This is a genomic window from Rhizobium pisi (assembly GCF_003938655.1).
In the GTDB taxonomy this organism is placed as follows: domain Bacteria; phylum Pseudomonadota; class Alphaproteobacteria; order Rhizobiales; family Rhizobiaceae; genus Rhizobium; species Rhizobium pisi.
On sequence record NZ_RJJT01000025.1, the window covers coordinates 25,223 to 47,160 of the forward strand.

The 21,938-nt window shown below is 55.5% G+C and carries 27 protein-coding genes; 15 read left to right on the top strand and 12 right to left on the bottom strand.

From position 1 onward, the window contains the following. Position 1 precedes the first annotated feature (1 nt). Positions 2-1,894, bottom strand: a complete 1,893-nt coding sequence (locus EFD55_RS27185; RefSeq protein WP_125849285.1) for a monovalent cation:proton antiporter-2 (CPA2) family protein — start codon at positions 1,892-1,894, stop codon at positions 2-4. Positions 1,895-1,897: 3 nt separating this feature from the next. Next, on the bottom strand, positions 1,898-2,500 hold the full coding sequence (locus tag EFD55_RS27190; protein WP_125849287.1) for an NAD(P)H-dependent oxidoreductase: 603 nt from the start codon (positions 2,498-2,500) through the stop codon (positions 1,898-1,900). A 204-nt stretch (positions 2,501-2,704) separates the two neighbouring features. On the opposite strand from EFD55_RS27190, the gene EFD55_RS33345 reads away from it, so the two are divergent. The 4 genes from EFD55_RS33345 to EFD55_RS27205 all read left to right on the top strand — a co-directional run bounded on the left by EFD55_RS33345 (position 2,705) and on the right by EFD55_RS27205 (position 7,308). Continuing rightward, complete coding sequence (locus EFD55_RS33345; RefSeq protein ID WP_165405085.1) at positions 2,705-2,881, top strand: hypothetical protein; 177 nt, start codon at positions 2,705-2,707, stop codon at positions 2,879-2,881. Between the two features lie 409 nt (positions 2,882-3,290). Continuing rightward, positions 3,291-6,065 (top strand): ATP-binding protein, encoded by a 2,775-nt coding sequence (locus EFD55_RS27195; protein ID WP_245438581.1) that lies wholly within the window; start codon positions 3,291-3,293, stop codon positions 6,063-6,065. A gap of 279 nt (positions 6,066-6,344) precedes the next feature. After that, on the top strand, positions 6,345-6,584 hold the full coding sequence (locus EFD55_RS27200) for a DUF2188 domain-containing protein (protein ID WP_125849289.1): 240 nt from the start codon (positions 6,345-6,347) through the stop codon (positions 6,582-6,584). Between the two features lie 4 nt (positions 6,585-6,588). Next, positions 6,589-7,308 carry a helix-turn-helix transcriptional regulator gene (locus tag EFD55_RS27205; protein ID WP_125849291.1) on the top strand — a complete coding sequence of 240 codons (720 nt, stop codon included), beginning with the start codon at positions 6,589-6,591 and terminating at the stop codon, positions 7,306-7,308. A gap of 248 nt (positions 7,309-7,556) precedes the next feature. On the opposite strand, the gene EFD55_RS27210 is transcribed toward EFD55_RS27205, so the two are convergent. From EFD55_RS27210 to EFD55_RS27230, 5 genes are all read right to left on the bottom strand, one after another. Next, entirely contained in the window at positions 7,557-7,772 is a 216-nt protein-coding gene (locus EFD55_RS27210) for a hypothetical protein (protein ID WP_125849293.1), read from the bottom strand. 38 nt (positions 7,773-7,810) lie between these two features. Next, positions 7,811-8,071: a hypothetical protein gene (locus EFD55_RS27215; protein WP_125849295.1), complete on the bottom strand. Its 261-nt coding sequence runs from the start codon at positions 8,069-8,071 to the stop codon at positions 7,811-7,813. A gap of 35 nt (positions 8,072-8,106) precedes the next feature. Further along, the gene (locus tag EFD55_RS27220) at positions 8,107-8,295 is read right to left on the bottom strand and encodes a hypothetical protein (RefSeq protein WP_125849297.1); all 189 of its coding nucleotides are present in this window, start codon (positions 8,293-8,295) and stop codon (positions 8,107-8,109) included. 259 nt (positions 8,296-8,554) lie between these two features. Then, entirely contained in the window at positions 8,555-9,412 is an 858-nt protein-coding gene (locus EFD55_RS27225; RefSeq protein ID WP_125849299.1) for an alpha/beta fold hydrolase, read from the bottom strand. Positions 9,413-9,436: 24 nt separating this feature from the next. Further along, entirely contained in the window at positions 9,437-10,837 is a 1,401-nt protein-coding gene (locus EFD55_RS27230) for an FAD-dependent oxidoreductase (protein ID WP_125849301.1), read from the bottom strand. Between the two features lie 222 nt (positions 10,838-11,059). On the opposite strand from EFD55_RS27230, the gene EFD55_RS27235 reads away from it, so the two are divergent. The 8 genes from EFD55_RS27235 to EFD55_RS27270 all read left to right on the top strand — a co-directional run bounded on the left by EFD55_RS27235 (position 11,060) and on the right by EFD55_RS27270 (position 15,967). Beyond that, a complete protein-coding gene (locus EFD55_RS27235) occupies positions 11,060-11,896 on the top strand; it encodes an alpha/beta fold hydrolase (protein WP_125849303.1) in 837 nt (278 codons plus the stop codon). A 132-nt stretch (positions 11,897-12,028) separates the two neighbouring features. Continuing rightward, positions 12,029-12,364 (top strand): SH3-like domain-containing protein, encoded by a 336-nt coding sequence (locus EFD55_RS27240; RefSeq protein WP_125849305.1) that lies wholly within the window; start codon positions 12,029-12,031, stop codon positions 12,362-12,364. A 1-nt stretch (position 12,365) separates the two neighbouring features. Then, entirely contained in the window at positions 12,366-13,019 is a 654-nt protein-coding gene (locus tag EFD55_RS27245) for a nitrile hydratase subunit alpha (protein WP_125849307.1), read from the top strand. Then, a complete protein-coding gene (locus tag EFD55_RS27250; RefSeq protein ID WP_125849309.1) occupies positions 13,016-13,360 on the top strand; it encodes an SH3-like domain-containing protein in 345 nt (114 codons plus the stop codon). The genes EFD55_RS27245 and EFD55_RS27250 overlap by 4 nt, the downstream gene beginning before the upstream one ends. A 1-nt stretch (position 13,361) precedes the next feature. Further along, positions 13,362-14,129, top strand: coding sequence for an aquaporin (locus EFD55_RS27255; RefSeq protein WP_125849311.1), 768 nt, complete (start codon positions 13,362-13,364; stop codon positions 14,127-14,129). After that, complete coding sequence (locus EFD55_RS27260; RefSeq protein WP_125849313.1) at positions 14,126-14,557, top strand: DUF302 domain-containing protein; 432 nt, start codon at positions 14,126-14,128, stop codon at positions 14,555-14,557. The genes EFD55_RS27255 and EFD55_RS27260 overlap by 4 nt, the downstream gene beginning before the upstream one ends. A 198-nt stretch (positions 14,558-14,755) precedes the next feature. Continuing rightward, complete coding sequence (locus tag EFD55_RS27265) at positions 14,756-15,325, top strand: hemerythrin domain-containing protein (protein WP_239620808.1); 570 nt, start codon at positions 14,756-14,758, stop codon at positions 15,323-15,325. A gap of 66 nt (positions 15,326-15,391) precedes the next feature. Then, complete coding sequence (locus tag EFD55_RS27270) at positions 15,392-15,967, top strand: NADPH-dependent FMN reductase (protein WP_125849315.1); 576 nt, start codon at positions 15,392-15,394, stop codon at positions 15,965-15,967. A gap of 45 nt (positions 15,968-16,012) precedes the next feature. On the opposite strand, the gene EFD55_RS27275 is transcribed toward EFD55_RS27270, so the two are convergent. After that, positions 16,013-16,885, bottom strand: coding sequence for a hypothetical protein (locus EFD55_RS27275; RefSeq protein ID WP_125849317.1), 873 nt, complete (start codon positions 16,883-16,885; stop codon positions 16,013-16,015). A gap of 155 nt (positions 16,886-17,040) precedes the next feature. On the opposite strand from EFD55_RS27275, the gene EFD55_RS27280 reads away from it, so the two are divergent. From EFD55_RS27280 to EFD55_RS27290, 3 genes are all read left to right on the top strand, one after another. Beyond that, positions 17,041-17,469, top strand: coding sequence for a cupin domain-containing protein (locus EFD55_RS27280; protein WP_165405086.1), 429 nt, complete (start codon positions 17,041-17,043; stop codon positions 17,467-17,469). Between the two features lie 27 nt (positions 17,470-17,496). Then, complete coding sequence (locus EFD55_RS27285; protein WP_125849321.1) at positions 17,497-18,024, top strand: isoprenylcysteine carboxyl methyltransferase family protein; 528 nt, start codon at positions 17,497-17,499, stop codon at positions 18,022-18,024. 133 nt (positions 18,025-18,157) lie between these two features. Beyond that, positions 18,158-18,874: a hypothetical protein gene (locus EFD55_RS27290; protein ID WP_125849323.1), complete on the top strand. Its 717-nt coding sequence runs from the start codon at positions 18,158-18,160 to the stop codon at positions 18,872-18,874. Between the two features lie 13 nt (positions 18,875-18,887). Here the strand turns inward: EFD55_RS27290 and EFD55_RS27295 are convergent, their stop codons facing one another. From EFD55_RS27295 to EFD55_RS27310, 4 genes are all read right to left on the bottom strand, one after another. Continuing rightward, positions 18,888-19,796 carry a LysR family transcriptional regulator gene (locus EFD55_RS27295; RefSeq protein ID WP_125849325.1) on the bottom strand — a complete coding sequence of 303 codons (909 nt, stop codon included), beginning with the start codon at positions 19,794-19,796 and terminating at the stop codon, positions 18,888-18,890. 85 nt (positions 19,797-19,881) lie between these two features. Next, positions 19,882-20,934 carry a molybdopterin-binding protein gene (locus EFD55_RS27300; RefSeq protein ID WP_125849327.1) on the bottom strand — a complete coding sequence of 351 codons (1,053 nt, stop codon included), beginning with the start codon at positions 20,932-20,934 and terminating at the stop codon, positions 19,882-19,884. Continuing rightward, on the bottom strand, positions 20,934-21,629 hold the full coding sequence (locus EFD55_RS27305) for an XdhC family protein (protein WP_125849329.1): 696 nt from the start codon (positions 21,627-21,629) through the stop codon (positions 20,934-20,936). The genes EFD55_RS27300 and EFD55_RS27305 overlap by 1 nt, the downstream gene beginning before the upstream one ends. Next, positions 21,629-21,937: an XdhC family protein gene (locus EFD55_RS27310; protein ID WP_125849331.1), complete on the bottom strand. Its 309-nt coding sequence runs from the start codon at positions 21,935-21,937 to the stop codon at positions 21,629-21,631. Before EFD55_RS27310 ends, EFD55_RS27305 begins: the two co-directional genes overlap by 1 nt. Position 21,938: the final 1 nt, after the last annotated feature.

Here is a 21,938-nt window from a genome sequence, read left to right on the forward strand (position 1 = left end):
TTTACTGCCGCGATTGCTCAGCTTTCAGGGCGTGACTATCGTCGAGTACGGGTGGAGTCCAACCCCGTCGAACCAAGTCGTTGTACGCCGTGCGGTTGCCGAGCATCGCATTTTCGATGACTTTCCCGATGTCATTAAACCCGGCGATGAAGTCAGGATTGTCAGATACGGGCGTGACGCCATCAAAAAGGGGCGCCATCCGCTTCAATCCAGCGAGGTCTTGTTCGATAAACACGTTTCTTCTCTTTTCGACCTCGTAGGGGTGCATTCCCAACGACCTCAATGTCAGGACCGCGGCCTCTAAAGAACTACCGAAAAGCTCTCGAACGATGTGATCCGCGCCAGCATCGGAAAGGCGATAGTAGTGCAGCCGATCGTAAGCCCTGGCGACAATCTTGATATTGGGGTTGGTTCGTCGAGCGTAGGTCACGATCTCAACCGCGCGATCTGGATCGTCAATTGCAACAACGATGACGTCCGCTTTCGCGAGGCCCGCCGAGTCAAGGAGGTCTGGCCGCCCCGCGTCTCCAAAAAATGACCGGATTCCGAACTTTCGCAGATCATCAACCACTTCTGCGCGGAAATCGAGCACGACCGGCTTGTGTCCGTTCGCCAACAGCATCCGATTTACAATTTGGCCGAAGCGTCCAAGTCCAGCGACGATGACGGTGCCCTCTTCGGGCTCGTCGTCGGCCCGGGCCGCACCTCGACTGTCGAGCAAGGTCACGATGCGGTCAAACAGGATGAACAGACCGGGCGTCAGGACCATCCCCAACGTGATAACAAGTATCAAAATCGAGACTATCTCTTCCGAAAAGATACTTCGTTCTCGTCCCAATGAAAGCAACACAAAGCCAAATTCACCCGCTTGGGCGAGGCCGAGAGCAAATAGCCAGGCTGCCGACGCCCGAAGTCGGAATAGCCGTGCCAATGGCAGGAGAACGCCAACCTTGATCAACATCATCGCCAACGTCGCAACGAGGACGATCGCCCAATGCTGCAACAGTATCGAAAGGTCGATCTTTGCACCGATCGTCATAAAGAAAAGGCCGAGCAGAAGCCCTTTGAAGGGCTCGATATCGTTCTGAAGTTCGTGCTTAAACTCGCTGTTGGCCAACACGACGCCTGCGAGGAAGGCGCCTAAAGCCGGGGAAAGGCCCACGGCGGACATCAGGGCCGCTATGGCAACGACTACTAACAGGGCGGCAGCTGTGAAAACTTCCCGAAGGCCTAGTTGTGCTATCGCGCGAAAGACGGGCCGCGAGAGGTAGTGTCCGGCGGCCACAACGAAGACAACTGCTCCCAGAGTCAGAAGTGCAGATGCCCACCCCGGTAGCGTCGCAAAGAATGTTTCTCCATGAGCACTGTTGGCGACAGTGGTGACAGAAGAAAGCATAGGAATGCAAGCCAGCATAGGAATGACCGCCAAATCCTGGAAAAGCAGGACTGCAAAGCTCGCCCTTCCACCGTCGGACTCCAGGAGCCCTTTTTCTTCAAGGGTTTGCAGAACGATTGCCGTAGACGATAATGAGACGACACAGCCGAACAATGCGCTTTGCTGCCAAGAGAAACCTAACGACGTTCCGACGAAGCAGACCGCCAAGAGCGTCATAACGACTTGCAGGCCGCCCAAGCCGACGAGCTTGCCTCTCAGCCGCCAGACCATCTGCGGATCGATTTCCAGCCCAATCAGAAAAAGCATCATCACGATGCCGAATTCCGAGAATTGTTCGAGGTAATCAGATCCTGCCCCAGAGACGTGAAGGATAGGACCGACAATCACTCCCGCGGCGATGTAGCCCACAACTGAACCGAGCCCAAGCCTCCGCGAGATGATGACGGCGGAGACGGCTGCGGCGAGATATGCCAGGGCATAGAACGTTAAACCCTCCATAGCCTAATGCTCCGCCATGATCGGCAAATCAGCCGGGAATATCGTGTCGCGGGTCATCGCCTCATCCAGATCAAGCTGGTTGGTTGTTATCAAGCTTAAGAGGGCGCCGTATGATGCCACATGTCGCTGCGCCTCCGGCGTGCCGATGTGATTGGCGGCGTGAAGGACAAATGGAGGCAGGAACTTCATTCCGCAGAGCGTCGCGGTTTGCTGCAAAGGCAGCAGGAACTGGCGCAGTGGGTAATTATTGCCTCCAGTTGCCGAGTAGTCGGTCTCACGACCGCCTGTGGTGACGCTTATGAGCGCGAATTTGTCAGCCAGTAGCTTCCCCTGTGGACCATAGGCGAACCCGTATTCCAACACGAGATCCTGCCACTCTTTCAGAAGCGAGGGCGTCGAATACCAGTAGATCGGGAATTGGAAGACAATGACATCGTGGTCCAGCAAGCGTTTCTGCTCGCGATCAATATTAATCTGAAAACGAGGATATTCCTCATAGAGATCAACGAACGTCAAATCGTCGACTCTACGGGCCACATCGGCCATTGCGAGATTAATACTCGATTTCCGTTGTGCGGGATGCGCAAACAGAACTAGGACACGCATGCTGGTACCTTCTCTTGTCACACAATTGCGCGAGCCGATCCGCCACCACCTCGAAAGGTGGTGTTTCATCGTCCTAAAGGGTTGGTCTCTCCAATTATTGGACGATCCGGCAGGAGCGAGCGAAGACATGCGCCGCACTCGATTTTGACAAGAATTCTCCACCCACTTGGTTAGCCTCCAACGCGTCAAAGAAAGGAGGCTACGATGCCCGAAACACTTACAATTACTGAGATGAGGTCAGATCCATTAATAGCGCTGCTGAACAGAGCCGATGGTATCGACCCCGGCAGTTTCGTGAAGCTGCTCGATGAGGCCGCGCAGAAATTGAATAAATACGGGGGTTCCGGCCGGGTTGGGCCTGCATTATGGCATCGCAAGTAGGTGGTCGAGGATTGAGCATTTCTACCACATATCCCGGCCGAGAGGCTTCGCGTTCGTCACCCGCGGTCCGTTATCTGATGGCTTTCTAACGCGCCACACGTCCTGCGAAAGAACGTGATCTCGAACGGTGCTTCGGAAACCCTACCCCACGGGCCCGTCGGTTTTGTCATCCGTTTCGCATGCGTACCCCGTTATTGCTCGTGGCATGGCTCCAAGTCGATTTCAGGCATCGATTTGTTGGCGCATATTTATAGCGGGGCCGGTTTATGATTCCACCACATCGACCTCTGGTGACCTGGCGAGAAATGAGTCAGTATTCTACCAGGCTGAAGAGGGAAAACTCGCTTCAAACCTGTGAATTAGAACTTCTTGAAAGACCGGCCCAAGACCTGTAAGGGCAGACGCGGCGGTGCAGAACCTGAAACTGAAAAAAGCCAAGCTGAATCTTGGGGGCGGCATGTCAGTCTTATATTTCGATAGCTTCGAGCTAGATATCGAAAATCGGAGGCTGTCTGCGGATGGGAAAGCACTCCGCCTTGGGAGTCGAGCCTTCGATATTCTCGCCGCACTTGCCACGCGGGCCGGACAGGTCGTCAGTAAAGAAGAGCTTATTCGGACGGTTTGGCCAACCACAATCGTGGAAGAAGGAGCGCTGAGAGTCCATCTCGTCTCGCTTCGGAAGTCACTCGGGGATGAAGCTCGGAAATTTATCGAAAATGTGCCTAGCCGAGGATACCAGTTTCTACCGGCTGTCAGAGTAAGTCCTTCCGCGACGACAAACCGTCCAGCGAATCCGATCGATAAGTCGACATTGCCGAGAACGGCTACCAAGCTCCTTGGTAGGGAAGATTTTATACGAACGACCGCTGAGTTTTTTAAGACAACGAGGCTCCTTACGATTGCTGGTGCAGGCGGCATAGGCAAAACATCGGTCGCGATAGCGGTAGCCAGAGTGCTAAGCGAGCAGTATCGTGTGCTGTTCTTGGATCTCGCCGCCCATTCCACTGGCGAGACATTGCTGCCATCGCTGGCGAGCCAGTTGGGACTAAGTGTCTACGGATCGAATGTTCTCCCAGCGATTATCGGCGAGTTGCAAAAGAGCGCCACCCTCTTGGTTTTTGATAACTGCGAGCATGTTGTTGACGAAGCCGCTCGCGCCGCCGAGGAAATTTTAAAGGCTTCGCCATTGACCACTATTTTGGCGACAAGCCGGGAGCCATTGCGGGCGTCTCTTGAGCGCGTGCGGCAACTTCCACCTTTGGAGGTTCCCCCTGAGGGTTCATCGGCCGTAAACCCATCAGAATATGCTGGATTAGAACTTTTCATTTCTCTCGCAGGCCTCGTGGCCGATGAAAGTGACTTTGCACGCCCCGAAGCAATGACTTTGGCGGCCGATATCGTCCGCAGGCTCGATGGAATACCCTTGGCTATCGAACTCGCAGCTGCGCGAGCGTTCGATATGGATCTCGAAAGTCTTCATCGCTCGGTCGCGGACCCGCTGGCTCTGTTACGGCGAGGTCGTCGTACCGCACCGCCCCGTCAACAAACGCTAAGAGCCGCTTTGGACTGGAGCTACAACACGCTGGAGCCCACCCAAAAGGACCTGTTAGATCGGCTTTCTGTTTTTGCTGGTCCATTCACTGCGGACCACGCAAGGTGGGTTGCTGCGGAGGATGTCTCCGACGAAGAATTCTACGATGCCTTTGACGGGTTGTTTCTAAAGTCTTTGCTCAACGTCTCCGCCGCAGGCGGCAACTATCGGCTCTTGGTCACCACAAGGGAATATGCGGCGACCAAACTCGCCAACTCCGGTTTTGATCAATTCTGCAAATTGGCTCACGCCAAGCTTTGCCGCGCTCGGCTTGCTGAAGCTGAGCGCGATTGGACCGTTCTCGATACGGGTAGTTGGCTCAACGAACACGGAGGCTTGGTTCACGAGCTCCGAAGCGCACTAGAGTGGGCATTTTCCGAAGGCGGCGAGACGCGAGCCGGAATTGATCTTGTGGCCAGTTCCAACATCATTTGGACCCAGCTCGGCCTGATGGCTGAGCAGCTCACGCACCTTGAACGCGCCCTCGCCTACTTCGATCAGCTAGACGGGGTCGACGCACTTACCGAGATGAACCTACGGGTCTCTCATGGCGGCACCTTATACCACATCAAGAGCTCAGAACGTGACCAGGAAGCAATCGAAGAGTTTTCGAAAGCCAAATCCATTGCCGAGAATTTGCGTGACCACATGAACACACTCCGCGCGGTCGGAGGAATGACGGCAATCCACACTATGAATGGTGACTACGTCGAGGCGATATCACTGGCACACCGTTTCAACGACCTCTTTGGGAACGTACTGCCGAATGCAGCGAGCCGCCTCCTTGCTCACAACTTCCATTACATCGGAAACTTTGACGCCGGGTTGAAACACGCGCAAACTGCACTCGAACTCGCAAGGGGAGGTGTCCGCGGGACTCTCAACAACGGAGCGAGTTATGATCAGCGCATCAGTGCTTTATCGACGGTCGTCAAGACTCTGTGGGTTCAGGGAAAGCTTTCAGAGGCGAGGACCTTGCTTGCCTCGACATTTGACGAAGCTAGCGCATTAGATCACGCCATCTCGTACTGCCTCTTCCTTTCAGTTTCCGCATGTCCAACTGCGTTTGGCATGGGAGACCATGATCTTGGAGTTCGGCTTCTCAGCCATCTAGCCGAAAAAGCAACGAAGAACTCCCTCCTTCGGTGGCAAGAATGGGCCACGACGTTCCATCATGTCGCTAAAGCCGTCCAGTTGGGCAACTCGGACGAGTTCAATCAAAGCCTTAGGAATGCGAAGGGTGCTCGGTTCGAAAATTGCCTTATGGCAGGCGGTCACCTCGCCGATGACGACACGTTGGATCGTGCGCTTTCAAAGAATGCAGGGTGGTGCCGTGCGGAATTGTACCGATTGAAGGGAGAGCGACTTCTTCGTGAAAATGCTCAAGATGGCCGGGACCTAATACGTCGTGGATACGATCTTGCAACGGAACAAGGCGCAAAGTTTTGGGCACTTAGATCTGCGACCAGTCTCGCAAAACACGCGGCGGAACCTCATGGTCAGGCAGAGCGCGAGAGGCTAGCGGAGATACTTTCCTTTTTCGAGGGTGAAGCTTTGTCCTTGGACGTCTCCGAAGCACGTAAATTCGCATAGTCTCCAGCCATCTGTCACAGCCGAAACTTACAAGATCGTATAAGCATCCGCGGCGCATTATCGGATCACACTCGATCAGGATTAGCATATGCGACACGATCAACAGCATAGCTATTCGACAGGGTTGCCACTGCTGGTCATCAAATCAGCAGTGTTCTCAATCGCGCTCTATGCAATCCTCGGAAAGGCAGGTTGCGCACCACACCCAGGTTCCCGCCCGCTACCGGAACCTTCTTAATTAATCGGCGATGAATTCCAGCGACTTAGAGAGAATTTCGAATGCATATCACCTATCACATTGGCCCCCATGACGGTGGTTTTGCGTACCGTCTTGATGACGTTTGGTCAGAGCCCTTCAATACACATGACGATGCCTTGACGGCTGCAAGGATTGCCGCGCGGCGACAGCAGATAGCAGGCCGCGACACCGAAATCGCTTTTGAGACGACCGACGGCAAATGGCATCGCGAATATTCCCTTGGCACCGACAGACCTGAGACTGAGGTCGTCGACGGCTAGCCAGATGCCTGCTCGTTCGGAACAAAGTAAGACCAAGAACTCTGATCCAGCTCGCATCGTCAGCGAGATTGCCCGGGTTAACTCCTTGCAATCGCGTTTCCGCTCGATGTTGAAGGGCTATAACTTTCGTTACTTTCTGTTCGGGACTTTCCCGGCGCCAGGGCGCCCACTGTTTGCCGACAACGTTCTGGCGACCAACTGGCCCACCGATCTGCTGGACGCCTACAAATTTCGAAACCTATTGACTGAAAGTCCGCTTATCAGGAGGCTTGAGCGGACCGTCCTTCCAGTGCCGACGATGCCACTACTTCTGGCCCGAGCCCCTCACCCGGGTCACAGACCTCCAGACGGGATTTTCATCAACGAGGGATTCTCGTTCACGTTTGCGGTTGCACTCTCAGATTCAGAACAGCGACGTTACGTTTGTCTAATGTCTGGTCGGCGAAAGGTCGAACGCCACGAAGAGGTGGCGATGCTTATGATGGCACTTTTGGGAGCGGTAGACTCATATAGTTCGCGTCCGCGGGCAACTGAAGTTTTGACACCTCGCGAGAAAGAATGCCTCCGATGGGCCAGCGCGGGTAAAACGAGCCGCGAAATCGGGCAAATACTTGCGCTGTCCAATCACACAATCGATGGCTATCTCAGAGCCGCCATGGAAAAGCTCGATGCAGTAACGCGCACACAAGCTGTGGCAATGGCGTCTAGGCTTGGGTTGATCTGAAAGCGGATTGATTACGAGGTGCTTGGCACCCCTGCAAACGGCATATGCGATTGGCGCTTGCCAAGCCACATCGCGAGCGGACCACGCTTGCAGATTATCTAAAGGATGGGCGCGATGAGATGGCTCGTACTAGGTTTATGAAAACCCGGGGGTAGGCACGACGGCGCGTGACAGCACTTGCGTCCGCTAGAACGAGGCGGCTATCGATTATCTGCATTGGTGATTTGCGCGGGGCGGAAGAGCCACGATCACCGGCCGGGACCATGCGCCTCAGCAGTAGCAATCCTCCCGACGATATCAGCATAGCTCTCACTGACGTATATACCGTAGGGGCCGCGGTCTCCGATAGGAACCGACGTTTGGATAACCGTGCTGCCGCCGCTTACCACAACAGCCACGATATGGTTCACGTTGATGGTTACTTGACCGCCGATATTGGTGGACGTCGCATTGATGAAGGCCAATTGATTCTGCGATGGTTGGTTTTTCTGCCCCTGCACTGCTATCGTTGATTTACGGGAGTCAGTCCGCTTTTCCACCAATCAACGCTGTCCCTGGTCATAAGTACGACCGACTGGCCGGTCTTTTGAACCAGCGTAGAAGCCAATCTCTCCGCAGCCTCAAGGTCATCCATCTCCTCGACCCACGGATCTTGCCCGTCGATTGGCGGGCAGTAAACCAGTACGTCATCTGAATCGCCTGGCGCGATGATGATTACTCGGCGCATCACGCTTGAGGCGTCATAGGTGAAATAATATCTCATTTTTTCTCCGCCAGGATTCACGGCCCACGCCGGGTTCACATCCGAGACCAGTGAAAGCTGATGGTAACAGTCGATCGCCGTTCGGTAGTTGCTACTCCGCCTTCTTCAACGAAGTCAGCGGGAATTTCCCGTTGCTTCCACGGAGACTTGTCGGCCACGAACCTGTCGCGGTTTGCGCTAGGGTGTTCTTCGTAGCCGTAACGATCGACATTGGCTACCGTCATCTTTGATCCTCAAGACTTCAAGACCACGACATCGCCATTGCTCCGGCCTCGCGGGCCGCAGGGGTGTCGCCGAACGATACTGCCATCGTCAATCCGCGCCCGCTCTATGTCGGCACGGCGGCTGAGCGAGCAGCAGATCCGTACAGGCCAGGAACTTCCTAGCAATGGCAAAGCCAGGGTGAGCTAAACGGATAGCTCGGAACGGCATTTTAAGCCTCCATGGGTGGTTAGAAGGGGTGATAAGAACAGAAAGCGTCGATTACCGGATTCGCTGGACGAAGGACGCGATCACTTCTGCAGCGTATTCAGGCACCTGATGTTGGGGTGCATGACCGGCCTGCGGTACCGTTACGATGTGAAGCGACTGCCAAAAGGTCGATACCTCGAACCAATTGTCTACCGGACAAGCGATGTCGTGGTCGCCACTGACGACGATGATCGGATGGCGTCCAGCGGCCATATCCTCCATCTGCTGCCCGTTCGGGTCCGGGAAAATGGTGGTACGGTCCTTTGCTTCACTCAGAAGCTTCATGAACGTTGCCTCCTGAATTATGGGCGAGCGGTCATTTTTTCGAGCAGCTATTCGTTCGTGAGACAGTCGCGCAGCCTCTTTGCTCCGAGGAGATTCAGGCTCGAAAAACAAAATTGCTTCGTCGGCAAGGTCGTTTACAGGCTTCATGGCGGTCTTCATGAAGAGTGGGTCTCCGCTGATCTTGGAATGGCCTGGAGGGGCAGTTCCAATCAAAACCAGATGGGAGACCAGTTCCGGATACGTCAGGCTGAAGACTTGAGCTACGACACCTCCGAGCGACCAGCCGCCCATCACAACCTTCTTGTATCCAAGGAAATCGATCAGGTCCTTGGCGTCCTTCGCCAGGGAGGCTCGGTCGTAGGTTGGTTCTCCAGTGGATGCACCCAAGCCGGTATAGTCGAAGGTGATAACAGTGAAGTCCTTGGCCAACTCGTCGAGAAACAGGGGGTCCCAGGCATCAAGTGTACCCCTGAAACGGACCGCAAGAACGAGTGGCGTTCCCTGCCCGATCAAACGGTAGGCAATGCGTCGCCCGTCCAAGTCCGCGTACTTCGTCTCGGTGTTTGTAGCGTTTTCCAAAGTCATTGATCTCGGTCCTATTAATCGATGTCACGCGGCTTTGCGAACAACAGCTGATGCCGGTACATTCGCAAACAGCATATTCAGCCCCTCGGTGATGGTTGGATGGGCGAATATCCCGTCGCGAAGCGTTGTGAAGGGCAGACCACCAAGCATCGCCATTTGAACGACGCTCATTACTTCGCCTGCGTTCACGCCGAGCATGCTGAAACCAAGGATCTTGTCGGAATCGACCGCAACGAGCGCTTTCATGAACCCCTTGCGTTGTGAGAGGGTCCTTGCTCGCGGCACGACATCCATCGGAAGCCTCGCGACGCGGTACTCAATGCCTTCCTTGAGCGCTTCCGCTTCGTTCATCCCGATCCGAGCAAATTCCGGATCGATAAAGACGCAGTACGGGATCATTCGACCCTTTGTGGTTCGGTTGCCACCCGTCATCGTGCTCTTGACCACGCGGTAGTCATCGAGGGACGCATGGGTGAACATAGGAGTTCCGGCAACCTCACCCATCGCCCAGACGCCATCGGCGGTCGTCCGAAGATGGTCGTCAACCTTGATGAAACCTCGGTCGTCGACTTCGATACCCGCCAGTTCGAGCCCGATGCCCGCTGTTCGGGGACGTCGGCCCGAGGCGACGAGGATGTGCGATCCCGCGAATACTCGACCATCCGCGCTACGGACAGTGACACTCTCGCCTGAGCGCCCGCTAACGGAGAGGTCGTAGGCGCTGAGCGCCACCTCTATCCCCTCGCCATTGAGGATCTTCAGAATGCCTTCGCTGACGTCTGTGTCTTCCCGCGGAGCAAGCCGAGGTCCCCGCTCAAGTATCGTGACTTCTGAACCCAGGCGACGGAAGGCCTGGCCCAGCTCCATTCCAATGTAGCCACCGCCGATTACGATCAACTTCGTTGGAAGGTCGCCAAGCTGCAGAGCTTCAACGTGGGTGATCGGAGATGCGTCCGCGAGACCCGGAAGGTCTGGTACGTCTGCTGTCGTTCCCAAATTGATGAAAACTTGCTCGCCCGAAACAGTTCTCGTTCCAGACGCGGTCTTAACCTGAATGGTTTTCGGGGCGATGAACTTACCCCAGCCCAATACGAGGTCGAACCCACTTGCGTCGAAACCGGCTTGGTTAGTGGCAACCATCTCTGCCACGACACGCGCGGTGCGATCGCGAACAAGATCGAGACTGCTGCGGACGTTGTCGGCGGTGATCCCGAACTCGGAAATCCCCTTCATGGAATGCGCGACTTCGGCGCTACGGATAAGTGTCTTGCTTGGAATGCAAGCAATGTTGATGCACGAGCCTCCAATGAGACCCACCTCAACGACCGCTACCTTCTTGCCCGCCTTTGCTTGGTCCATGGCCAGCGTCTTGCCAGCTTTGCCACCGCCAAAGATCAAAATGTCGAATCTGTCGACCGAATTCATGGTGCACCTCGTTTCTTCGATGACCCCATGAAGCGGAAAAATCTCAACGCGGTCTTGTAAAATTCGGCCTCTAGCCGCCTCACAGCGTTCATAGCCATCAGCGCCGAGACAAGCATCCGTCGTCCACACAAAAGCCGGATCGTCAAAGACCGGAGCGGGCTCATTTGCGAGTTTTGGGCGAATTCAATCGCGGCCAAGGTGCCGAAAATGAGGAGTATTCACATGGCTGACGGCATCTTTATCAAAGAGAAGATCGACCACCTGTCCGTCGATGGCGTGTCGGTACGATACGTGAAGGCGGGAAAGGAAAACGGCGTCCCGTTGCTTCTGACGGCTCCATGGCCGGAGAGCATCTTTGCTTTCAATCTCGTTTGGTCGGACCTCTGCAAACTCGGACCCGTCGTCGCGGTAGATCTCCCAGGATTCGGTCAATCTAACGCCCGAGAAGATTTGATGTCGCCGGAGGCGATGGGTAACTTCGTGATAAACCTCATGGCTGCTTTCGGAATCGAGCGGGCGCACGTTATCGCACCCGACGTGGGTACCTTGGCCACGCTGTTCGCCGCATCCAAGCGGCCAGACCTTTTCGAGAGCATCGTTGCAGGCAGCGGAGGCGCCAGCATGCCCCTGCTGGGCGAGTCGTTGGCACAGGTGGTGGCATCGAAAAAAGCCGCTTATGTCGGCTCCGACGGCGGCGAACAGGTCGTGAAATTCGTTTCAGGCTCAGCGAGAGTTACAATCCCAACGGAAATCCTCGCGGACTACCGACGGTCTTCTGAGGGCCAACGCTGGAACGAAGCTGCAGAGTTCGTTCGGGCCTATTCCACCGACTTGCCCCGGCTCGAAAAGCTCCTTCCCGACATTCAGACGCCAGTTTTGGTTATTTCCGGCAAAGACGACCCGCTTGTTCCCCCGTCAAATGGGGACTTCCTGGCAGAACTTCTTCCCCACAGCCGGGCCGAGATCGTCGAGGCAGGTCATTTCGTTTGGGAAGATGCCTCGGCGGACTATGCACGACTGGTCTCAAGCTGGATTATGGACGGTTACAGGTCGGTATAAATGGAGCGTGCAAGTTTGAGTTGCCGACGTTCTTCACCCACTTTGTGATCCGAATTCCGCGGCGACAGCATCTTACAAGAATGTGGCTCGCGCTCAGTCATTTTAAGCCAATTGCTCTCAAGGAGAATCCTTATGCAGACTGCTGCAACGCATATCGGCGGAGTTGTGCCAGCGCTAGGCGAGGTACCCGCTTTCGCGCCAGGCGATCGCGTAACGATCGCTACCCGCTCGCCTGTTGGGCACTACCGCATGCCAACTTACCTGCGCGGGAAACTCGGAAACGTAGAGGCAGTCATCCCTACGATGGCCGTCGATAACGAAGAAGAGGCCTATGGACGCAACGCCGGTTCCAAAGGGCACTACTACCGCATCGCCATCCCGATGACGGAGATTTGGTCCGACTACGTGGGCTCGCCCAACGACGGCTTGAGAATTGAGATTTTCGAAAATTGGCTGGAAAGGATTTGAGATGACCGACCACGGCCACGATCATGATCATGATCATGATCACCCTCACGAGGCTATCACGGCCGACGAGCATCCTGGATACTACGAGATAATGGAAACCGCAGTCAGAGAACTGCTGGTTGAACGCAAGCTTTTCGGTGCCGACGAGATCAGAAGGCAGATCGAAGTCCTCGACTCTCGAACTCCCGCACTCGGCGCCAAGGTCGTCGCCAGGGCTTGGCTGGATCCCGCTTACAAGGAACGGCTCCTGGAAAACGGACGCACCGCCTGCGAAGAACTGGGCATCACATTCTATGACGATACCCAACTGATCGTGCTTGAGAACACGGCGGACGTCCACAATCTGATCGTCTGCACCTTGTGCTCCTGCTATCCCCGGCCCGTCCTTGGTCTGCCACCAGACTGGTACAAACTGAAGCCGTACCGAGCTCGCGCCGTCCATGAACCGAGAGCGGTGCTGGAGGAGTTCGGCACTCACATCCCGGACGACGTTGAGATCCGCGTCAGCGACTCGACGGCTGTCATCCGCTACCTGGTCCTGCCCTTGCGCCCAGCAGGGACAGAAGCTCTGACCGAGGAAGAACTTGCCGACCTCGTCACACGCGACGCTATGATTGGCGTGATCCCTGTAAGCTACGAAAAGGAGGCCGCGTGATGGGCTCAGAGCTACTTGTCAAAAAACTACCGAACGATATCGGCGGCGAGGCGGCCGGAAAAATCGAGCGAATTGAGCACGAGCTTCTTCCCTGGGAGAAGCGTTGCCACGCCCTGGCTGACGTCCTCGACTTTCACAAGATAGTCAATACCGAGGAAAAGCGCCGCGGTGTTGAGGCACTCGGCTCCGAAATGGTCGGCAAGCTCTCCTACTATGAACGATGGATCGCGGCATTTGCCAACATCCTCTTCCAGAAGGGCATTCTGACGCCCGGGGAACTCGCAGTCAAAATGGAAGAGGTCGAAGGGCGTTGGCTCTCAAGTCAGCAATCGGCATCCTGAAATGGCCGAGACCGCTCCCTCCACAGACATCCGGTGCTTTTTCGAGCGCGACCCCGCCCTGTCTCTTTTTAGACGGGCCTTTGTGGAGAGCGTGGGAACCGGGCTTCTTGCGATTGCCATGGTCGGGTCTGGCCTCGCGGTCTCGACGTTCGCGAAAGCTCAGCCGTTGGCAGCATCGCTCACAATTGCGATTGCGATCGCTGGATCCCTGGTTGGCTTGATCGTTGCCCTGGGGAAGGTATCGGGCGGCCATTACAATCCCCTGATATCATTCGCTCAGTGGCTTGGCGGTGAGCGCAAGGGCGACTGCACCATAGGCTACGTCATCGCTCAAATTATTGGCGGCTTTGTCGGGGCATTGGTAGCTGGACAGATGTTTGGAAGCCCGTTTCGGACGGTCTCTCCTGAATTTCCCTCCTTCGGGATGCTCCTCAGCGAGTTAGTAGCCTCTGCTGGACTGATGACAATCGTCTTGGGATGCGCTCGCAGCAGCAGATGGGACACCGGCCCCTTCGCCGTCGGCTCTTGGTTGGTCGCCGCGATACTCGCCACTCCATCCACCTCTTATGCCAACCCAGCGGTGACGCTAGCCGCCGCCTTCGCTTCAGGGCCTGTTGCCTTGGCACCCATTACTGCCATCGCTTTCGTCGCAGCCCAGGTGATGGGGATGGCCGTGGCGATCGGCATCAATAGGATGGCCTTCGGCTCCACCTCTGAGCCTGCAGGAAACGCCGCACTCGCTGGCTCTTCCCAGGAGAAGCTCACATGACGCCCGGGTTAACTGTTCTGAAGGCCCATACTCGCCCAGCCGATACGATGGCGGCATTCGAGCGGGCGATTGTCGCACGAGGGATGAAGGTTTTTGCTCGAATAGACTTCGCTGCCGACGCGGAAGCCGCGGGATTGCAGTTGGGCCCGACTTTGCTGACGATATTTGGCAATCCGAAAATCGGTACCGAATTGCTCCAGCTCAACCAGCTGGCGGGCATCGATCTGCCATTGAAGGCATTGGCTTGGAGCACCCCCGACGGCCATTGGCTTTCGTACAACGAGCCGTCTTTCGTCGCCGAGCGGCACGAATTGCATGCAAAAGCCGTCATCCTCAAAATGAGCGAGGCGCTTGCTGGCGCCGCTGATGAAGCCGTCAACACCGTCCCGCCCTCGCTGGACGAAAGCACCATGGGAGTAAGAAAATGACCGCTATTACCATTAATGCAGGTGCCAAGGCGCCTGCAACCACTTCTTGCTCCGCGCCGTCATAGCGCCCCCTAATCAAGACGGGCTAAATATGGTTCTAGTTTCCCGGCGATACATTGGGATCATTTGGATACCGACCCTCCGAATTTTGGTTGCGGGGGAACGGCACCATCTGGTTCAATGACGAAATGAACGGCAATGAATTTCATGAAAGTGTTCGATCTTCTCGACGACAAAACACGGCCAAAGGCCCCACCAGTTCCCGGCGCGACGCTCGCACATCGAATCACAGGCCGGAAGCTGGCGATGATTCACGAAATGCACATTGTTGCTCTCGATGAGACCAGGGCGATGATGGACATGGTCGGAGCCGGTGAAATCGCTGCTGGAGAATTGGCCGAGCACATCGATTCACTCGAGCTTTTGAAGAACTACAGAGCTTTCGGCAATCTGTGCGGCCGCGAATGCCAGTTCCTGGATTTTCACCACCGAGCAGAGGACGAAGAATTCTTTCCGGTTCTCCATGCGAATGGAGACGAGGGAATGAAGCGAGTTGTCGAACGCCTTGGGGACGAGCATCGGATAATTGGCCAGATCCTGGACGAGCTCTCGGCCAATGTTGCGCTGATTTTGGCGCAACCCGGCCCCGACACCTTCTCCGTGACCAAAACGACGTTTGACGTCCTCTACAAGGTAATTCGCTCGCATTTCAGCTACGAACAGGCGGAGCTGGAAGAAGCCCTTGGTTTCTACAGGATTCCTCTTTAGCGAGACCACTCTTCAGAAGATCCGAACCGGACCCTTAAGGTCCCTTGACGCCAGAAAGGTAGCCAGATGGCACTTAAGTTGAACGTTATAATCGGCAGCACTCGCCCGGGCCGCAACGGTCCGACGGTGGCAAAATGGGTCGAACAATTCGCCAAGGAACACGGCCAGTTCGACGTCGAGCTGGTGGATCTTGCAGATTTCGCCCTGCCGCTTCTGGATGAACCAGCCCATCCGGCAATGCGCAAGTATGAGCACGAACATACTAAGCGGTGGAGCGAAAGCGTAGCCTCAGCTGACGCGTTTTTGTTTGTTGCGCCGGAGTATGACTACTTCGTTTCGGCAGCCCTCGTGAATGCAATCCAGTACCTCTTCCACGAGTGGACCTACAAGCCAGCAGCAATCGTCAGCTATGGCGGCGTTTCCGGCGGCCTACGCGGCTCCCAGGAACTTCGTCAGTTGCTAGGAAACGTGAACGTGGTGGCAATCAACCAGCCGGTTCCGGTCCCTTTCTACACCCAGTTCATCAACGACGAAGGCATTTTCACCCCTAACGAAGCAGTCATCTCTGGAACGACCACGCTCTTGGGAGAACTGCACAAGTGGGCGGTGGCCCTGAAGCCAATGCGTCAGCCCGCCCAGTAATTTATCGGTCGAGGAAAAAGCGTACCATCAGGGAGCGCTTCTTCACTACATCATCAAAACTGGCGTTGCACTGCGCGGGACGTTCGGATCTCGCGCGAAGTTCGCCGAGTAATGCTGAACCTCAAAGCCCGCCCGTTGATAATTCCTGAAGCTCGTGCCCAACGGACTGTCGACGGTCGCAGGTCGGCCAGTCTCGGCCATTGCGATGACGGCTCCCTTGTCCCCGACATCGCGTAACCGCCGCACTATCACTGCCGACTGGAGGCCTTTGCCTCTCGCGGTGACAAGAGTTGCATCAATGCCAAACCATGCTCCAGCAGATCCGACGAAAGCCGCTCCTGCTGCGCAAGGCTCTTCATCAACGTATGCGACATAGCAGGTCCACCTGTCCCGGTTAGCAAGCGCCTTGAACCACTCGAAGGTCGCCGTTGGAAAGCCATACCCCGCGTTGATCACGTTTGCGAAGTCGGTCGCCTTGCGGCCGCCGTCGGCTATTTCGATCCTGGGTTCGTTCGGCACAATGTGAGGGACCGTTTTGGAGAAGAATTTTATCCAACCACTGTCCTTCTGTATGATCCCCATTCGGGACAGAGCGGCACTGGAAGCGTTGAAGCCATCCTCGTCAACTTGGATTACCCACGTTTTCGATGCGTTGCGATCCAGCCATCGCAACCCTTCTGCCATCTCCCTTTCGTTAGCCGACCACTGCGGACCAATGGCAAATCCGCGATTGAAGGGGACGGCAGGAAGCTCACGGCAGGCTAGAAAGCACGCATTGTCGCTCCGGAAAGTCTCGATCCCCAACTGCTTCCGAACCGACGGCGGTGCGGCATTCAGCATGTCCATCCATGCTTCGGCCTCGATCGCCCGGATTATCCTCGAGGTGTTTGCCTGAATTTTCCTTGGCTGGATGTTCATACGGTTCTCTCGTGTTCTCCTCTCAGCGAGAAAGAACTATTTCTCAACGAGTTCAAGGCGAAAGCCGAGGCTTCCCGTAAACATGCTGTTTAGGAAAGCGTCCTTATCGACGTCGTGCCGACCTCTTATGGTCCGCAAAAATCATGGAGCAATCGATGTCTGAAAAAAGCGCCGCTATCTTTTCAAATCCGCTCGATGGAGTGCGGGTCGAAGCTTTTGGCACCAACATTATAAGGATGTTAGGCGAAGCTAGCGGAGCCGCGATGTCGATCATGGAAGTCATACTCCATCCCGGCGACGGTACGCCTCTCCACCTTCATGAACGGGAAGACGAGACCTTTCGTGTTTTGAGCGGCACCGTGGGCTTCTGGTGCGGTGACAAACATCAGAGGCTTGTATCGGATGGGATCGCATTTCTGCCCCGCGGAATTCCCCATCGGATAGAGAATGTCGGCGACGACGAGGCTAGGCTTATGGTCATATTGACACCTGGAGGGTTTGAGCAATTCTTCGTCGAAATCGCTTCAGACTCCGGTGAAGCGCCCGAAACAATTGCAGAGCGGTTTGGCCTGCGTTTTCTGTAATCGAACTTGCGTCTCTAAAGGACCGAAATGTCGCTTCCACTCATAGCATTCATCGTTGTCGCCTTCTGCTGGAGGATCGCGACAGTATTCATCTCCGCCCGTCACGAACGAGCCTTAAAAGCTCACGGAGCAATTGAATACGGCGCGTTGAACAGCATCATGCTGGCTGTCTTCCATGTGCTGTATTACCTCTCTGCGATCTTCGAGGCATCATTGCGCTCGGGCAACCAAAACTCAACATTGTCGATTGTTGGGGTGGCCATCTACATCGCAGCCGCGTTGGTGTTGGTGTCTGTCATACGGTCACTCGGCGATCTTTGGACGATCAAGATCATCCTCAGCGGTACACATCGTTTGGTGAAGAGCGGCCTGTTTTCATTCGTTCGGCATCCGAACTACTTCTTGAACATCCTCCCAGAGCTAATCGGGTTCGGGCTTGCGCTCAACGCCTTCTGGACGCCCGTTATCGGTCTTCCACTTTATCTGATACCACTTACGATCCGCATCCGGCAGGAAGAGGCCGTAATGACGCAGCGATTCTCGTCCTACTGTTAGGGCCGTCGCTACAAGCAAACAGGGCACGATGACAGAGAGTGGAGACCCGACAAGGGGTAATACAAGTAACGCGGGCGGCAGCGAAGATCTGCCACCTTTGACGGCCGAGAGTACGGCGAAGCTGGCGCAGCTGATGACGGACGTTATACAGGCGGCCTGTGAGGGAGCCTCAGCTTCTGGGCTCATGCCGTCCGACGAGACAAAGAAACTCCTGCTAAAGCGGGTCTCGCCCAAAAACGCTCTCAACTTTGATAGCCTCGAGAGATACTGGGTCGTCCTTCTTGATGAACTCTCCCAGATTCTCGACCGAATTCTGGCGTATCCGTACGTTGTTCAATATCGGAAAGTCCTTAAATCCGCTCCGAGGGAGCTTTTAATGGCCTGGCAGATCCACAGCCAGAGCCTTCGGTCGGGTGAGCTTTACATTGTCCAAGATCGGACTTGCGAGTTCCTAAAATTTCTAAGCCATGTCGGGAGAGACTGCGGCATCACAATTTCGGATCAGACAAAGACGTTTGAAAAGGCCTTCAAAAAGACCTTTGAGCGGAGGCTTCGTGAGCGCCATCGCGTCGTTCACGCTCACGAACGCCCCTCGTGGGAATCGCGCATCATTTCCCTCAGCGGCCAGACATCCCCCTTGCCTGAAGACGCCATCAAAGCGCTCTTAATGGAAACATTTGAAAAAACCATGCCTACTTTGCAGCGCGTTTCTTCTCAGCTAGGCAAGGAGCCGCCCATGTCTGTGGCGGCGGTAGAAAAAATACACGAAGAGGGGGCCGTTAAGGAAGCTCGCCTGATGCTGGACTTGGTGGCCAAGGCACTTTTATCGACTATCGGCCTGATGAAATAGCCATTGATGGTCGTCACGAAGGCTCCAACGCGTGCCGAAGAGCCTTTGAAAGGTGCGCAACAAGTGCCTTTACTTTTGCATTGATATGCCGATTGGCAGGAAAAACAGCGTTGATCTCTAGTTTGGCGGTCACCCAATCGTCCAATATCTGGACCAGTTGACCGTCACGAAGCTCGTCAGCTACCAAATAACGAGGCAGTAGGGTTATACCTGCGCCCCGTATCGCTGCTTCTTTCAGTCCAATGCTATCGTTCGCTTCGATCCGAGGCGGGATCGAAACTTTCTCGTGCTGTTCAGATTTTTGAAAGTGCCATTCCCTGCCCCAACGCAAAGGGGAAAAATGGAGAAGGCGATGATCTAGAAGATCGGTCGGCACGACAATGTCAGGTCGATCTTTGAGATAGCCGGGAGAAGCGCAGACCACCAAGCTCGTCGACGCGAGCCGACGTACGATTAAGCTCTGCTCATTGGCGATTGTACTCCGAACGGCCAAATCCATCCCGCGTTCAACCAGATCGACAGGCTCGAGCGAGAAGTCCATAAAAATGTCGATGTCAGGATAAAGCTGAGAAAATTCGGCAACGGCGCCCGATAGATACCTTTGCCCGAGATCAGGTGAGACAGAGAGCCGGATTTGCCCTGACGTCCCGTCGTGCAGAGCCTTTGCATTGATTTCAGCCTTATTTACCTGTCCAAGCAGGTCACCAAGGGACTGCCGATAGGTGTCACCCGCTTCAGTGAGAGCCACGCTCCTGGTGTTCCTCTGGAAGAGGCGTACACCCAATCGCTTCTCCAGCTCCTGCAGCTGCACACTGACCGTCGCCTTTGACATGCCAAGCTGCTCGGCGGCCCGCGAGAAATTGAGTGTTTCGGCAACCTTCAGAAATACGGAAACACCGGCGAGAGGATCGAGTGACTTCATAACGGACGAGTTTGATAGAAAGCCATTCGGTCTGGTACTCTCCTGGCCCGCGAGCGAATTGGCGAATCCCGTCGTGTCGCGCAATTTAAGCGCTTACCGCCTCTTCATCCAGAAAATGAGCGCCCCGAGCTGGCTCTTCACGTAGTTGCGGGCGTGCCGAAATTTCCTTAAGCAAACCTCCTACCCCCAGTCGACTGATATCCAAGCCATCGAGGTGATCGCCCGCGATCAACCTGTCCAGGACCCAATCCAGTCCGTTTTCCGACGAGCTGCGAGCGCAACCAGGCGCACCGATCACAGGAATATCGCCGACTCTGCCGAGAACCAGGAGATTGCCTGGGTCCACAGGCATGCCAACGCGTTCGACCACACCACCTGCCAAACGTATGGCTTCTGGAATTACGTCGTTTTTGTCGACAACGGCGGAAGCCCCAAAGACGACAATCATGTGGTCACTGGGCGGGCGCGTCTCGATCTCTACTCTCAACGCAGCGGCAACTGCCTCCGCGGAATGAGCCACCCGTGTTTCGGACAGAAGGAGGCTGTTCCTCTCCATGAGTCGACCACCAAGGATGCGAGCTGTCTTGCTCATCGTTTTTTCGGATAGGCTGGGCAACTGGGTGGCGACCAAGCTGGCCGTGTGGCGACGGAACGGCATGACCTTGATCATGCATCCTGTCTTGGCGACCGCTGCCGCAGCTTCGACAGCTAACCGTGGAACTGCGAGCGGGATGATCTTCACGGTGGCGATCATTTCTCCGGCCGTTACGGAGATGCGATCTGCCAAGGAAGCCAACGTGATGGCGTGGTCAATGCTGTTAAAGATGTCGACCAACTTTTTGTCGGCGACGAAAAGTCCATTTTCCTGGCTATAGAAGTTCATCCGACCACCCACGGCCGGGGCAATGCTCATGTATTCTGCACCAATCGCCCTACTAACAAGATCTGCCGCACTCTCCTCGTCAACCTCATCGGGTTCGATACGGTGTGCCGTGACCAGTGAGATTCCCGAAGAGACCAGGAAACTTAGATTTTCCCGGGTAAGCTTGTGTCCCTTTTTAAAAGTTCTGCCTTCCGCACTGACCTTGTGTGCCAGGATAGCTCCGAGAGCTGTTTTGGTTTCGATCATGCCGAACATCAAATCAGCTCCCTACCTACCCTGCCCGCCTGAAAAGCGATGACTTCGGCGAGGATCGAGACAGCGATCTCCGCTGGCGAGCGAGCACCGATGTCCAAGCCAATGGGCGCTCGGATAGACAGCAGTTGCTCACGCGAGAATCCATAACTTTGGAATCGATCAAGACGAGCAGCGTGTGTCTTTCTGCTTCCGAGAGCACCGACATAAAAGCAGCCGTGCGAGAGCGCAGCAACAATCGCCGGGTCATCGATTTTCGGATCGTGGGTGACCGCAATGACTGCAGTCGATCTATCGAGTTGAATGGCAGCGAACGCCTCCTCCGGCCAAAGCGAGTATATCGTCGCACCGGGAAATCTTGCGGCGGAAGCAAACGCTTCACGAGGGTCGATGACTAGAACTTCCGAGCCTGTTGCAGATGCCATTGGGGCGAGGTGCTGGGTTATGTGGACGGCCCCGACGACTACGATGCGCCTTTTGGGCGCGTGAACTCTGAGAAAGTAGTTTTCCGTTCCCACCGAGACCCGGCGAGAGACCCCGTCATTCAAGGCGATCTCGATCTCAAAGCGCAGGGGATCGTTCTCTGGAATTCGATCCAGATGAAGAGTTTGGTTGCCCGATCTTAGGTCGACAATCTCGACAATCGGCGTTCGACTGGCCCTGAGCTTGTTTGTCTTTGCAAGTTCGGAGAATTGCATCAGTCGACCCTCTCCACGTAGACTTCGATTCTGCCCCCGCATGAAAGGCCGACCCGCCACGCAGTTTCGTCTGCCACGCCGAAATCAAGAAGAGTGGGACGGCCGGTCTCAATCACCGACATCGCTTGAGTGATGACCTCGCCCTCAACACAGCCGCCCGAGACTGACCCCTCAAAGTTGCCGTCCTGATCGATAACCAAACAGCTGCCGACTGGTCTCGGTGCAGATCCCCATGTCTTCAAGACTGTCGCGACAGCAACCTGTCGGCCAGAAAGAAACCACTCCTCCGCCAATCGCAACGGATCCATT

What these genes read in the sequence shown, in the direction of transcription:
- EFD55_RS27185 (WP_125849285.1), bottom strand. Translation starts at nt 1,894, where the DNA reads ATGGAGGGTTTAACGTTCTATGCCCTGGCATATCTCGCCGCAGCCGTC.
- EFD55_RS27190 (WP_125849287.1), bottom strand. Translation starts at nt 2,500, where the DNA reads ATGCGTGTCCTAGTTCTGTTTGCGCATCCCGCACAACGGAAATCGAGT.
- EFD55_RS33345 (WP_165405085.1), top strand. Translation starts at nt 2,705, where the DNA reads ATGCCCGAAACACTTACAATTACTGAGATGAGGTCAGATCCATTAATA.
- EFD55_RS27200 (WP_125849289.1), top strand. Translation starts at nt 6,345, where the DNA reads ATGCATATCACCTATCACATTGGCCCCCATGACGGTGGTTTTGCGTAC.
- EFD55_RS27205 (WP_125849291.1), top strand. Translation starts at nt 6,589, where the DNA reads ATGCCTGCTCGTTCGGAACAAAGTAAGACCAAGAACTCTGATCCAGCT.
- EFD55_RS27215 (WP_125849295.1), bottom strand. Translation starts at nt 8,071, where the DNA reads ATGAGATATTATTTCACCTATGACGCCTCAAGCGTGATGCGCCGAGTA.
- EFD55_RS27220 (WP_125849297.1), bottom strand. Translation starts at nt 8,295, where the DNA reads ATGACGGTAGCCAATGTCGATCGTTACGGCTACGAAGAACACCCTAGC.
- EFD55_RS27225 (WP_125849299.1), bottom strand. Translation starts at nt 9,412, where the DNA reads ATGACTTTGGAAAACGCTACAAACACCGAGACGAAGTACGCGGACTTG.
- EFD55_RS27230 (WP_125849301.1), bottom strand. Translation starts at nt 10,837, where the DNA reads ATGAATTCGGTCGACAGATTCGACATTTTGATCTTTGGCGGTGGCAAA.
- EFD55_RS27235 (WP_125849303.1), top strand. Translation starts at nt 11,060, where the DNA reads ATGGCTGACGGCATCTTTATCAAAGAGAAGATCGACCACCTGTCCGTC.
- EFD55_RS27240 (WP_125849305.1), top strand. Translation starts at nt 12,029, where the DNA reads ATGCAGACTGCTGCAACGCATATCGGCGGAGTTGTGCCAGCGCTAGGC.
- EFD55_RS27245 (WP_125849307.1), top strand. Translation starts at nt 12,366, where the DNA reads ATGACCGACCACGGCCACGATCATGATCATGATCATGATCACCCTCAC.
- EFD55_RS27255 (WP_125849311.1), top strand. Translation starts at nt 13,362, where the DNA reads ATGGCCGAGACCGCTCCCTCCACAGACATCCGGTGCTTTTTCGAGCGC.
- EFD55_RS27260 (WP_125849313.1), top strand. Translation starts at nt 14,126, where the DNA reads ATGACGCCCGGGTTAACTGTTCTGAAGGCCCATACTCGCCCAGCCGAT.
- EFD55_RS27265 (WP_239620808.1), top strand. Translation starts at nt 14,756, where the DNA reads ATGAATTTCATGAAAGTGTTCGATCTTCTCGACGACAAAACACGGCCA.
- EFD55_RS27270 (WP_125849315.1), top strand. Translation starts at nt 15,392, where the DNA reads ATGGCACTTAAGTTGAACGTTATAATCGGCAGCACTCGCCCGGGCCGC.
- EFD55_RS27275 (WP_125849317.1), bottom strand. Translation starts at nt 16,885, where the DNA reads ATGAACATCCAGCCAAGGAAAATTCAGGCAAACACCTCGAGGATAATC.
- EFD55_RS27280 (WP_165405086.1), top strand. Translation starts at nt 17,041, where the DNA reads ATGTCTGAAAAAAGCGCCGCTATCTTTTCAAATCCGCTCGATGGAGTG.
- EFD55_RS27285 (WP_125849321.1), top strand. Translation starts at nt 17,497, where the DNA reads ATGTCGCTTCCACTCATAGCATTCATCGTTGTCGCCTTCTGCTGGAGG.
- EFD55_RS27290 (WP_125849323.1), top strand. Translation starts at nt 18,158, where the DNA reads ATGACGGACGTTATACAGGCGGCCTGTGAGGGAGCCTCAGCTTCTGGG.
- EFD55_RS27295 (WP_125849325.1), bottom strand. Translation starts at nt 19,796, where the DNA reads ATGAAGTCACTCGATCCTCTCGCCGGTGTTTCCGTATTTCTGAAGGTT.
- EFD55_RS27300 (WP_125849327.1), bottom strand. Translation starts at nt 20,934, where the DNA reads ATGTTCGGCATGATCGAAACCAAAACAGCTCTCGGAGCTATCCTGGCA.
- EFD55_RS27305 (WP_125849329.1), bottom strand. Translation starts at nt 21,629, where the DNA reads ATGCAATTCTCCGAACTTGCAAAGACAAACAAGCTCAGGGCCAGTCGA.
- EFD55_RS27310 (WP_125849331.1), bottom strand. Translation starts at nt 21,937, where the DNA reads ATGGATCCGTTGCGATTGGCGGAGGAGTGGTTTCTTTCTGGCCGACAG.